General features: G+C 73.0%; 10 protein-coding genes. 1 reads left to right on the plus strand and 9 read right to left on the minus strand.

Features of this window, described 5'->3' with window-relative positions:
* Window positions 1-179: 179 nt before the first annotated feature.
* Window positions 180-563 (plus strand): RDD family protein, encoded by a 384-nt coding sequence (locus tag EDD30_RS10495; protein ID WP_084557608.1) that lies wholly within the window; start codon window positions 180-182, stop codon window positions 561-563.
* On the opposite strand, the gene EDD30_RS10500 is transcribed toward EDD30_RS10495, so the two are convergent.
* The 9 genes from EDD30_RS10500 to EDD30_RS10540 all read right to left on the minus strand — a co-directional run bounded on the left by EDD30_RS10500 (window position 456) and on the right by EDD30_RS10540 (window position 12,139).
* The gene (locus tag EDD30_RS10500; RefSeq protein ID WP_071809321.1) at window positions 456-1,688 is read right to left on the minus strand and encodes a glycosyltransferase 87 family protein; all 1,233 of its coding nucleotides are present in this window, start codon (window positions 1,686-1,688) and stop codon (window positions 456-458) included. The two genes, EDD30_RS10495 and EDD30_RS10500, sit on opposite strands and share 108 nt — an antisense overlap.
* On the minus strand, window positions 1,685-3,076 hold the full coding sequence (gene mptB, locus EDD30_RS10505) for a polyprenol phosphomannose-dependent alpha 1,6 mannosyltransferase MptB (protein ID WP_244945191.1): 1,392 nt from the start codon (window positions 3,074-3,076) through the stop codon (window positions 1,685-1,687). The genes EDD30_RS10500 and mptB (EDD30_RS10505) overlap by 4 nt, the downstream gene beginning before the upstream one ends.
* Entirely contained in the window at window positions 3,073-4,503 is a 1,431-nt protein-coding gene (mptB, locus tag EDD30_RS10510; RefSeq protein WP_244945192.1) for a polyprenol phosphomannose-dependent alpha 1,6 mannosyltransferase MptB, read from the minus strand. The genes mptB (EDD30_RS10505) and mptB (EDD30_RS10510) overlap by 4 nt, the downstream gene beginning before the upstream one ends.
* Window positions 4,500-5,960: a hypothetical protein gene (locus EDD30_RS10515; protein WP_123678211.1), complete on the minus strand. Its 1,461-nt coding sequence runs from the start codon at window positions 5,958-5,960 to the stop codon at window positions 4,500-4,502. The genes mptB (EDD30_RS10510) and EDD30_RS10515 overlap by 4 nt, the downstream gene beginning before the upstream one ends.
* Window positions 5,953-8,988, minus strand: a complete 3,036-nt coding sequence (locus EDD30_RS10520; RefSeq protein ID WP_071807847.1) for a bifunctional [glutamine synthetase] adenylyltransferase/[glutamine synthetase]-adenylyl-L-tyrosine phosphorylase — start codon at window positions 8,986-8,988, stop codon at window positions 5,953-5,955. The genes EDD30_RS10515 and EDD30_RS10520 overlap by 8 nt, the downstream gene beginning before the upstream one ends.
* A gap of 1 nt (window position 8,989) precedes the next feature.
* Window positions 8,990-9,775, minus strand: coding sequence for a type 1 glutamine amidotransferase (locus EDD30_RS10525; protein WP_071807848.1), 786 nt, complete (start codon window positions 9,773-9,775; stop codon window positions 8,990-8,992).
* Window positions 9,776-9,810: 35 nt separating this feature from the next.
* The gene (locus EDD30_RS10530; RefSeq protein WP_071807849.1) at window positions 9,811-10,248 is read right to left on the minus strand and encodes a GNAT family N-acetyltransferase; all 438 of its coding nucleotides are present in this window, start codon (window positions 10,246-10,248) and stop codon (window positions 9,811-9,813) included.
* 34 nt (window positions 10,249-10,282) lie between these two features.
* Window positions 10,283-10,708: a DUF350 domain-containing protein gene (locus EDD30_RS10535; RefSeq protein WP_071807850.1), complete on the minus strand. Its 426-nt coding sequence runs from the start codon at window positions 10,706-10,708 to the stop codon at window positions 10,283-10,285.
* A 78-nt stretch (window positions 10,709-10,786) separates the two neighbouring features.
* The gene (locus EDD30_RS10540; RefSeq protein ID WP_071807854.1) at window positions 10,787-12,139 is read right to left on the minus strand and encodes a glutamine synthetase family protein; all 1,353 of its coding nucleotides are present in this window, start codon (window positions 12,137-12,139) and stop codon (window positions 10,787-10,789) included.
* Window positions 12,140-12,223 lie beyond the last annotated feature (84 nt).

Below are 12,223 nucleotides of genomic sequence, written 5' to 3' on the forward strand. Positions count from 1 at the left end.
CCGCCTCGTGGCTAGGCTGGTCGCGACGCTATGGGCCGAGGGTTGCCCGGGCGTATCCCTATTGTTTCCGCCGTGTTACGGAGCCTGTTGTCATGGTTTCGGCGTGCTCGCGACCCTCGAGGACCCTAACCCCGGTCCCCCGCCGACGGGTACGGATGGCCCGATTACCCTGATCCACCGTGCCGACACCCGCGAAAGAGACATCCGAGCCGGCGGAGTTCGGCCGGCGGTTCGCCGCGCTGGTCATCGACTGGGCGCTGTGCCTGATGGTGGGCGCCTTCTACGCCGATCCGCGGGTGGTGGCGTGGCCGCCTGTGCTCGTACTCGTCGTACTGAACGCTCTGCTCGTCGGTCTCTTCGGACAGACGCCGGGCATGGCGCTGGCCCGCATCCGCTGTGTGTCGTTCGCCGACGGCGGGGCGATCGGCATGGGTAGGGGCCTGATCCGCGGTCTGCTACTGGTCCTGCTGATCCCGGCGGTCATCATGGACGCGGACCGCCGCGGCCTGCACGACCGCGCGGCCGGCTCGATCGTCGTCAAGCGACCGGCCCCGGTCGTCTGAGCGAGGCCCGTCCGCGAGCGAGGCGACCGCGGGCAACCAGAGCAACAGCGCGACGCCGAGCAGCACGTAGAGATTCGCGCCGAGGAAGGCGAGCGGCGGCTTCGGCCCGTTCTCGTACAGGAACGTCACCCGCGTGCAGACCACGACATAGCCGGCGACCGCCAGCCGGAAGACCCCTTTGTGCGTACGGGCCGTCTCGACGCACCGCACCAGGGCGGGCAGCAGCCAGACCCAGTGGTGCACCCAGGTCACCGGGCTGATCAGGCAGCCGACGATGCCGGTCAGGGCCAGCCCGCCGAGCGGGTCGGCGGCGCGTACCCGCCATGCCCACAGCCCGACGGCGGCCAGCACGCCGGCCACCCAGAGCTGCGACTCGACCGCGTCCACCGGCAGCCGGGCCAGGAAGCCACGCAGCGACTGGTTGGACACGTACTCGAGATTGCCGACGCGGTTGGTGTCCCAGAGCGCGGAGGTCCAGAACTCGCGCGAGGCGTCCGGCCAGAACGCGGCGGTCACCAGGGTGGTCGTGGCGGCGGCCGCGATCGCGGTGACCGCGGCCCTCCAGCGCCGGGTGATCAGCAGATACAGGATGAAGATGCCGGGAGTCAGCTTGATCGCGGTCGCGACCCCGATGCCGACGCCGGCCCAGCGCCGTCCCCGCCCCACGCCGAGCAGCACGTCCCCGGCGACGAGGGCGAGCAGCAGGAGGTTCACCTGACCGAAGCCGAACGTCTCGCGCACCGGCTCGAAGAACAGCGCGAGGCAGGACGCGACGGCGACCGCGTACCAGGGCGTCCACCCCCGCCGTTCGATGAGCGGGCAGAGAAACCACCACGTGACCAGCACGGTCGTGACGACGGTGGCGACCGACGCGACGGTGACGATCAGCCACAGCGGCAGCACCGCCATGGGAATCATCACCAGGGCGGCGAACGGAGGGTACGTGAAGCCGTACGGAGTGCCCTCCTTGAGATAGTCGTAGATCATGCCGCCGTCGCGGAACCAGTAGCGGACCGCACCGGAGTAGACGCCGGAGTCGAAATAGAAGTGGTGGACCGCGGTCCAGGCGAGAGCGGCGGCAGCGGCCGCGCCCAGGGCGGCGAGGATCACGATCCGGCGGTTCACGCGATCACCCTACGAGCCCGCCGCCCGCGTACGGCGACCACGGCGAGCGCCACGAGCGCGGCCGTGACCACGAACGCCCCGGGGACGCGGGTGTAGAGCGCCCAGTTGTAGCCGGCCGGGGTGGTGAGCATCGCCGCGAACGCGCAGAGGCCCAGCGTCCAGCGGTTCTCGGCCCGGGCGGCGGCGAGCACGGCGAGCGGCCACGTCGCGTACCAGGGATGGAAGACGGGGGCGCAGAGGACCGTCGCGGCGAGCGCGAGGCCGGCGTGGCCCAGGGGATCGCCGCGCCCCCATGCGCGCCACCACAACGCGACGAGGGCGACGGCCAACAGCACCACCCCGGCGACGCGGGTCACCGGGACGGCGTCGGCACCGGTGACGGCATCGATGGTCAGGCCCACGGCGGTCGAAGGGGAGGTCCAGGCCACGGTGTCGCCGCTGCGTGCCAGCCCGGTCACCCATCCGGCGCCGCGTCCCGACACCGCCGAGAGCGCGACCGTGACGAGCAGGGCGCCGCCGCCGATCGCACCGGCCGGTCGGAGCAGCTCGCGCACCGGTCGACGGCCCGTTCCGGGCAGGGCGGCGAGCACCGCGAAGGGCACCACGACGATCGCCGTCACCTTGACGCCCACCGCCAGGCCGAGGACGGCGCCGGCGGCGACCAGCCCCGCGAGGGGCGGACGCGCGGCGGCGAGTGCCAGGCCGGCCAGGATCAGGCCGACCATCAGCGCGTCGTTGTGGGCGCCGGAAACCAGATGGATCAGGATCAGCGGGCACGCCAGTACCGTCCAGACGGCCCGGGCCGGGTCGATGCCACAGCGGCGGGCAACGGCCGGCACACCCGCCGCGACCAGGGCCACGCCGGCCAGGGCGACGATCCGCAGCCCGGCGACGACCCCGGCGAGCGAGTCGCCGGCCAGAGCGACGACCCAGGACGCGAGCAGCAGGAACAGCGGACCGTACGGCGCCGGCGAATCGGCCCACGACGACGCCACGGAGCCGAGCCACGGGCAGCCGAAGCGAGCGACGCCGGCCGCGTACGGATCCCCGCCGGCGTACTGGACATAGCCCTGGCACGCGTACGAATAGACGTCCGCGCTGCCGAGCGGCAGGAACGGCAGCACCGGCAGGAACCACAGTGCGGCGGTCACCAGCGCCCAGCGCGTCGAGGGGACGGTGCGGCGCCCGGTCCACCAGGCGGCGAGGAGCAGTGCCGTGCCCAGGACCCACAGGATCGGCAGCAGCACCCCGCGCTGCCCGCTGAGCAACGTCACCGGATTGATGCTGGGCGCCCGCGCGAACCCGGAGCCGCCCAGGGAGGCCGTACCCGCGGTGGCGACGCTGCCGGCGAGCCCGCCCCAGCGCACCAGCCGGGGAGTCACCGTCACGCCGAGACCGCCGTCGCCGGTGCGGGCTCGCGCATCCACCTCAGCGAGCGCCAGGCCACCCAGCCCACCAGGCCGGTGACGAGGAACGCGAGCGGCACCTGCAACGGCTTCCAGGCGCCGTCGCCGTTGGGCAGGATCAGGAACATCGAGACCACGACGGTGATCTCGAGCCAGCGCGCCCGCACGGCAGTGACCGCCAGCAGTGCCAGCGTCCAGAAGAGGTACCAGGGCTGGGTGATCGGCGCGAGGAAGATGACGGCCAGGCAGGCCAGCGCGGCACCGTGCAGGGCATCGCCACGCCGGAAGCGCCACCAGAGGACCACGAGAGCGATCAGCAGCATGACCAGGGCGACCGCACGCACCGCGGGCACGACGTCGAGCCGCACGCCGAACCACTTCGCGACGGCGTTGACCGCGATGCCCACCGCCGTGGACGGCGAGGTCCAGCTCCGCGACTCCCCCGCCCCGGACAAGGCGACCGCCCAGCCGAAGCCCAGCCCGGAGACGACCGAGAGCGCGACGAGCGTCGCCGCCGCCCCGGCGACCACCGCGCCGCCGCGGCGCAGGAAACGCGGCAGTCCCTCGCGGGTCAGCTCCAGTCCGTTCGCGGCGAGCAGCGCGGCGAACGGCAGCACCACGCCGACGGTCGTCTTGACCGCGATCGCCGCACCGATCAACGCCCCGCCCGCGACCAGCAGCGCCGTGCTCCGCCGGCCGGCCACCAGGGCGAGACCCCCGATCAGCAGCGCCATCGTGAGCGCGTCGTTGTGGCCGCCGCCGACGACGTGCACCGGCACCAGCGGGCAGCAGAGCACCAGCCACAGGGCCCGCTCCTGCGACGCTCCCGTACGCCGGGCCAGCGCCGGGACGACCACGGCCAGCGCCGCGACCGCCAGCACGGCGTACAAGCGGAAGATGCCGAGCGCGACGGCCTGCGAGCCGAAGGAAGCGGCGACACCGGTCAGCACGATCCAGAGCGGTCCGTACGGCGTCGGCGTGTCCCGCCACACCACCGACACCGACTCGAGCCAGGGGCAGGGCTGCGCGGAGACGCCGACGACCGACGGGTTGAGCCCGGCGTCGAAGAGCGAGCCCTGGCAGGCGTACGCGTACATGTCCCGGCTGGCCAGGGGCGGCACGAAGAGCAGCGGCACGATCCACAGCGCCGCCGTGACGAGGATCCACCGCCGCGACACGGTCAGGCGGCGCCCGTACCACCAGGCGGCGCAGAGGGCGACGAGCCCGGCGATCCAGAGCGTCATGATGAGTACGCCGTTCGGACCGCGCAGGATGCTCATCACCGAGACCCCGCGCCGGATCCACGTCGGCGCGCCGAACAGCACCGCGTCGGCGGCCACGCACACCGACCCGGCGAGGCCGAGCCATCTCACCCCGGCCGGACGGCCCAGCCATGCCGGAGCGGTCACGAGTTCGCCCGCAGGATCGGCACGCCCTCGACGACCGTGTCGAGGTGGTAGTGGGCGGCCAGGTCGGCGGCGATCCCGCCGCTCGGGTCCACCGCCTCCGGCCGGGTGTCGAGCACGACCAGCACGGGCCGCTGCGGCGAGGTCAGCATGGCGCGCAGGCGGGGCAGCGCGTCGGAGATCTTGTCGATCGGTTTCCCCCACAGGTACGGATACGGCGACTGGCGGTCGGCCGCGAAGTAGAGGTACGCCTCCGATTCGAGGACGTAGATGCGGTCGTCGGGGGCGGTGGACGCCCTGATCACGGCCGCGATCCGGTCGTCGCGCGCGGCCAGCGCGGCGTACGGGATCGTGTCGGCCCGCCGGCCCGGCGACATGGGCACCAGCGCGGCCAGCCAGACCAGGGTCGGCAGGGCGACGACCGCGGCGAGCGCCCCGCGTCGCCATGCGGATCCGGCGCTCACCACCGCCGCGGCGGCCAGCACCACCAGGGCGGGCAGGAGCTGCACGAAGTAGTGCGGCCAGTAAGAGCCGCCCAGGTTGACGCCGAGGAGCCCGGCGGCCAGCCAGCCGCCGAGCAGCCAACGGGCGCCCCGGTCGAACGACCGCCACCCGAGCAGCGCGACGAGCAGCACCGGGACGATGCCCATGGCGATGTCGCCGGCGTGCCATGCGAGATCCGACCAGCGCGTCGAGGCGTTCGAGCCCGCGCCGCCCATCGCCGACAACTGGTAGCCGACCAGCGCGGTCCAGTATCCGGCCCAGCCGGTCGCGAGGCCGTGGACCACCGAGGCGGCCAGCGGAAGCGCCACACCGGCCAGAAACACGACGGCGGCTTTCCCACGGCGCAGCAGCCCCACGACGACCATGCCGACGATCACGCCGTCGATGCCGGACTGTTTCATGGTCAGGGCGAGCCCCGCGGCCAGCCCGGCGGCGGCGAGCATCCACAGCGGCCGGTCACGCCGCCACCAGTAGACGACGAGGGCGACGGCAACCGTCGACGGGACGCCGGCGAGCAGCTCACCGTTGAGGGTCATGCCCTCGAGATGCGGGGCGAGGCCGGCGACGGCGTAGAGCCAGGCGGCGGCGACGCCCACCGCGCGGTTCACCAGCAGCCAGCCGATGGCGGCCAGCGCGAGCGTGATGACCGCCCCGGCGACGACCAGACCGGTCCGGATCGCCGGTCCGGAGTCGCCCAACGCCAGCAGCGCGCGGTACGTCAGCAGCAGTCCCTGCGGGCGGTCCAGCCACGCGGTGTCGTAGAGGCGGTCGCCGCGAGCCCATTGCCGGGCGACGTACGCATAGCCACCCTCGTCGGTCGACAGACCGGTGAAGACGAACGGCAGCCGCACCAGCACCGCGACCACGACCGCCGCCGCGACCGGCCACTTCGGGAATCTCGCGCCGTCCACGGTGATCGCCGGCGTCACCGTGGACGACGCGCGGCCCTCAGGCATCGAGGACGCGTTCCATCGCGGCCCGGGAGCGTCGGGTGATGCGCAGATAGCGGTCGACGAACTCCCCCGGATCCCCGCCGCCGAGCAGCAGCACCACCCCCGCCAACTCCGCCCCGTGCCGCGGTAGCTGATCGGTGGGCCTGCCCCGGACCAGCGTCAACGCGTTGCGGACCTGTGCCGCCAGCGTCCAGCCCGCGGTCATCGCCGCCGCGTCGACCTTGTCGATCAGCTTCGCTTCCAGCTCCGCGGTGAGTGCCTCGAGCGTGCGGGTCATGCGCAGGCCCGGCAGGGCGTACCCGTGCCGCAGTTGCACCAGTTGCACCGCCCACTCGACGTCGGCGAGCCCGCCACGGCCGAGTTTGGCGTGGGTGTTCGGGTCGGCACCGCGGGGCAGCCGCTCGGTCTCCACTCGGGCCTTGATCCGGCGGATCTCGACGATCTGGTCGCGGGTGAGGCCGCCGTCCGGATAGCGCATGCTGTCGGCGAGGCTCTCGAACTCGCGGCCGAGGTCCTCGTCGCCGCAGACGAAGCGGGCGCGCAGCAGGGCCTGCGACTCCCAGACCTTGGACCAGCGGGCGTAGTACTGCGCGTACGCGTTCAGGCTGCGCACGAGCGGTCCTTGACGCCCCTCGGGGCGCAGGTCGGCGTCGACGCCGAGCGGCGGGTCGGGTGCGGGCGCGCCCAGGGTGCGGCGCATCTCCTCGGCGATCGCGTGCGCGGCGCCGCTGGCCTCGGCGTCGGACACGCCCTCGGGCGCGGCGAAGACGAACAGCACGTCGGCGTCGGACGGGTAGCTCATCTCGTAGCCGCCGAGGCGACCTACGCCGATCACCGCGAAGCGCAGCCCCTCGGGGCCCGGGTGGACCCGGCGGGCGGCGTGCAGCGCGGCGCCGAGCGTGGCGTCGGTGACGGCGGAGAGGGCGATGCCCACGTCGTGGACGTCGAGCGGTTGGGCCGGGGCGAGCTCACCCGCCTGGCTGAGGATGTCGGCGCAGGCCAGCCGGAACAGCTCGCGGCGGCGCAGCGCCCGGACGGCGGCGATGGCCGGGGCCGGGTCGGTGGCGCCGTCGCGCAGGTGCCGGTCGACGGCCGCGGCGAAACCGTCGCGGAGCACGTCGCGGGGGCGGGGTTGCAGCTCCGCGTCGTCGGCGAGCAGGCGCAGCGCCTCGGGGTCGCGGATGAGCAGATCGGTCGCGTACCGGGAGAGGCTGAGCACCCGGGCGAGACGGCGGGCGACCGGGCCGCCGTCACGCAGCAGCCGCAGATACCACGGTGTGCCGCCGAGCTTGTCCGACACGTGCCGGTAGTTGAGCAGGCCGCGGTCGGGCTCGGGGGCGTCCGCGAACTCCTGCAGCAGCATCGGCAGGAGCGTGCGCTGGATCGCCGCCGTGCGGCTGACCCCGCCGGTCAGCGCCTGCAGATGCCGCAGCGCGCCGGCCGGGTCGGCGAAGCCGAGGACCTCCAGGCGACGGCCGGCCGACTCGGTGGTCATCCGCAGCGCCTCGGCGGGCACCCGGGCGACCGCCTCGAGCAGCGGCTGGTAGAGCAGCTTGACGTGCAGGCGGCGCACGTGCGCGGCGTGGCCGACCCAGTCGGAGCGGAACGCCTCGACCGCGTCCCGGCCGGGCTCCGCGGTGTAGTCGAGGGCTGCCGCGAGCCAGCGCAGCAGCCGCGGATCGTCCGGGACGGTGTGCGTACGCTTCAAATTCTGCAGTTGCAGCCGGTGCTCCACGGTCCGCAGGAAGCGGTAGCCGCGCAGCAGGGTCTCGCCGTCCTCGCGGCCCACGTAGCCGCCGGCGACGAGGGCGCGCAGGGCGGGCAGAGTGCCGCCCAGGCGCAGGCTCTCGTCGACGCGCCCGTGCACGAGCTGCAGGAGCTGCACGGCGAACTCGATGTCGCGCAGGCCGCCGGGGCCGCGTTTGATCTCCCGGTCGACCTCCTTCGGCGGCACGTTGTCGATGATCTTCCGGCGCATGTCGCGGACGTCCGCGACCGCCTCCGGCCGCTCGGCGGCGTGCCACACCAGCGGCGCGAGGTCGTCCAGCCATTCCCTTGCCAGCACCGGGTCGCCGGCCGCCGGGCGGGCCTTCAGGAGGGCCTGGAATTCCCAGGTACGGGCCCAGCGCCGGTAGTAGGCCTGGTGGCTGGCGAGCGTCCGGACCAGCGGCCCGCGGCTACCCTCGGGCCGCAGCGCGGCGTCGACCGGCCACGCGACCTGCCCGCAGATCTCGATCAGCTTGGCCGCGACCGTGGTGCCGGCGCTGAGGTCCTCGTCGCCGGCGGCCACGAAGATGACGTCCACGTCGGAGACGTAGTTCAGCTCGTTGCCGCCGCACTTGCCCATGGCGATCACTGCCAGCCGCGGCGCGGCGGTGGAGGCCGGCAGTCCGGCGAGGGCGATGGCGTACGCCGCGGCGAGGGTCTCGTCGGCGAGGCGGGACAGCGCCGCCATGGTGGGCTCGAGGCCGCGTCCGCCGGTCAGGTCTGCGGCGACGATGCGCAGCAGTGCGATCCGGTACGCCGTCCGCAGCCCCGCGACGGTCGGCGGTCCCTCACCGGTGGCGTCGCCGGATTCGAGGTGGCCCTCGGCGTTCGGCGGCATGCCGGTCTTGCCGGTGGCCAGCACCCGCCACTGGCCGGGGTTGGCGACGAGGTGGTCGCCCAGCGCGCTGGACGCGCCGAGCACCGCGACCAGGCGGCGGCGTAACGCGGCGTCGGCCGCGAGCTCGGACAGCAGGGCGCCGGCCGCGGGGCTCTCGGCGATCTGTTCGCCGGGACCGGTGACCGGGCCGCCGTGGTCGCGCCGCGCCGCCCTCGACTCCGCTTCGACCAGCCGGTGGAGCTGGCGCAGGGCGAGGGTGGGGTCGGCGGCCCGCGACAGCGCCTGCAACAGCTCGGCGGCGCCCGCGCCGACCGGCTCCTGGGCGTCGGCGTTCCACAACCGCAGGCCCTCGGGGCCGAGCAGGTCGGCCGCGCGGGCACCGTTGTCGGCGAAGCCGTACCGGGCGAGGCGGCTGGGCCTGGTCATGTCAATGGCCCAGCAGCGGCAGGGCGCGGCCGGTGCCCGGGGCGGGGATGTCCGCGCCGGGTAGCTCGCCCAGGGCGAGGGCGGCGAACCGGGCCGCGAACGGCTGCCAGGCCTCCTCGACGTCGGCGAGCACGTCCACGGTCGCGGCGACCACGACCTCGGGCTCGTAGCCCAGCTCGGCGAGCAGCGTCCGATCGTTGCGGGCCCAGCCCTCGATCATGGCGGCGTCGCACTCGATGTGGAACTGCACGCCCCAGGCCCGGTCGCCGAGGCGGAACGCCTGGTGTGGATAGCGGGTCGAGGCGGCGAGCAGCACGGCACCGATCGGCAGCTCGGTGATCTCGTCGCTGTGCCACTGCACCACGTCGGGCAGCAGCGGCACGTACTTGAACAGCGGGTCGGTGTCGGCCGCGTCGCGGCGCCCGACCAGGCCCGGGCCGATTTCTGGGCCGGCGGTGCTGCGCTCGACCAGGCCGCCGTGGGCCTGGGCGAGCAGTTGCGCACCCAGGCAGACGCCGAGCGTCGGCACGTGGTGGCGCACCGCCTTGCGCAGCAGCCCTTCGAGGGCCGGGAACCAGGGTGCGCCGGGGTTGCCCGCCGCGTCGGCGTAGACGCACTGGTCGCCGCCGAGGACGACCAGGGCCACGTGTCCGTCGAGGTTCTCGGGCAGCGGGTCGCCCGCGTGTGCCCGGACGACGTTCAGGCCGAGGCCGGCCTCGGTGAACCAGTCACCGAGCCGGCGCAGGTCGTCGGAGGGGTAGTTCTCGATCACCAGTGCTGTGCCCACCCCACGAGGCTATCGGGTGGGTCCGGTGCCGGTGTTCAGGCCGGGGTCCACCGCGCGATGATCTCGTCGTCCTCCATCTCGCCGGTCTCCACGAAGCCGAGCGAGAGATAGAGCGCGCGGGCGGCGGTGTTCTCCGGCGCGTAGCTGAGCGCCACGTTGGGCACGCCAGGCTCGGCGGCGAGCCGGTCGCGCAGCGCGACCACCAGCGCCCGGCCGATCCCCTGTCGCTGCCGGGACGCGTCGACGACCACCCCGCCGATCCAGCGGCTGGCGTCGTCGTCGACGGCCCACATGCAGAAGCCCGCGACCTCACCGTCGACGGTCACCGCCAGCGGATGCCAGGTGTCGCCGTAATGGCACAGGCACAGGTAGTGGCTGACGTCGTTGACGAACTCCCGCTGTTCGGGCTGCACCGTCAGCGCCACGCAGGCACGCCAGTTGTCCTTGGTGACGGGTTCAAGATCGATATGCATCCCGGCATCATCGCAGGGACGCGGGCGTCGGGTGTCAGGCGATGCAGGCGCAGACGATCAGGGCCGCGCCGAAGTGCGACGCCGCGCTGACCATCGCGCCCGGGTGCCGCTCCTGGGTGCAGATGACCTCGCCGAGCTTGCCGGGCGTCATCCAGTCCAGCACCAGGAACGCCAGCGCCATGACCGCGATGCCGAGCACGCCGAAGATCGCCGTGGAGGCCAGGCCCTCGCCGAAGTTCTCGTAGCTGGTGAAGATCGCCGTGAAGACGATCAGCGCGATGCCGAGCTGGTTGGCCGCGAGCAGGGTGGCCGCGTTCGGGTTCTTCTCGACCCAGATCAGGTCGCGCAGCTTGCCCGGGGTGAGCAGGTCGACGAGGACGAAGCCCAGGGCCATCAAGCCGATGCCGACCGCGCCGAACACGATGCTGCGCCCGGCACCCTCAAGCAGATTCTCCAGCACGGTTACTCCCTCGTCGCGGTGTCCGAGGGCACCGTATCGGACCAGCGCCCGTCAGTGATCCACCGGCCGGGCGAAAGGTCAGAGTGTCCCGAGATAACGCTCGCGCTCGTACGGGGTGACCTCGCGCCGGTACTGCTCCCACTCCTGGCGCTTGTTACGCAGGAAGAAGTCGAAGACGTGCTCGCCGAGCACCTCCGGGATCAGCTCGGACTTGGCCATCACGTCGATCGCCTCGGCGAGGTTCTCGGGCAGTGAGTCGTACCCCATCGCCTTGCGTTCCTGCGGCGACAGCGCGAGGACGTCGTCCTCGGCGCCCGGCGGCAGCTCGTAGCCCTCCTCGATGCCCTTGAGCCCGGCGCCCAGCAGGACGGCGAAGGCGAGGTACGGGTTGGTGGCGGAGTCGAGCGAGCGGACCTCGACCCGGGCCGAGTTGGGCTTGCCGAACGCCGGCACCCGCACCAGCGCCGACCGGTTGAGGTGGCCCCAGCTCACGAACGCGGGCGACTCGGTGATCCGGTCGGGCAACTGCAGCGGGAAGAGCCGCTTGTACGAGTTGACCCACTGGTTGGTGACCGCGGTGTACTCGCGGGCGTGCACGAGCAGCCCGGCGATGAACGCGCGGGCCGTCTTGGACAGCTTGAGCGGGTCGCCTCCGTCGTAGAAGGCGTTGCGCTCGCCCTCGAACAGCGACAGGTGGGTGTGCATGCCGCTGCCGGGCTGGTCGGTGTACGGCTTCGGCATGAACGTCGCGCGCACGCTCTGCGAGAGCGCGACCTCCTTGACCACGTGCCGGAACGTCATGATGTTGTCGGCGGTGGTGAGCGCGTCCGCGTAGCGCAGGTCGATCTCCTGCTGGCCGGGGGCGACCTCGTGGTGGCTGAACTCCACGGAGATGCCGATGCGCTCCAGCGCGAGCACGGCCTGCCGCCGGAAGTCGCGCGCGACCGAGTGGGTGGTGTGGTCGAAGTAGCCGCCGCCGTCGACCGGTACCGGCACGCTGCCGTCCAGCGGTCCGTCCTGGACGAGGAAGAACTCGACCTCGGGGTGGGTGTAGAAGGTGAAGCCCTTCTCCGCGGCCTTGGCGAGCATGCGGCGCAGCACGTGCCGGGGATCGGCCCACGCCGCGCTGCCGTCCGGGAGCAGGATGTCGCAGAACATCCGGGCGCTCTCGCCGCTGTCGCCGCCCTCGAACGGGAAGACCTGGAACGTCGTGGGGTCGGGCATGGCGACCATGTCGGACTCGGAGACGCGGGCGAAGCCCTCGATGGCCGAGCCGTCGATGCCGATGCCCTCCTCGAAGGCGGCCTCGAGCTCGGCCGGCGCGACGGACACGCTCTTGAGGGTGCCGAGCACGTCCGTGAACCAGAGCCGGACAAATCGGATGTCGCGCTCTTCGAGCGTGCGGAGCACGAACTCCTGCTGTCGGTCCACGGCCACCCCTCGCACTTGCCCGGCGATCAGTGTCTCCCGTGCCGGTTACGCCGAGATTACGCTGACCACGGGCCGACAGTACGG

The sequence above is a fragment of the Couchioplanes caeruleus genome, assembly GCF_003751945.1.
GTDB classification, from domain to species: domain Bacteria; phylum Actinomycetota; class Actinomycetes; order Mycobacteriales; family Micromonosporaceae; genus Actinoplanes; species Actinoplanes caeruleus.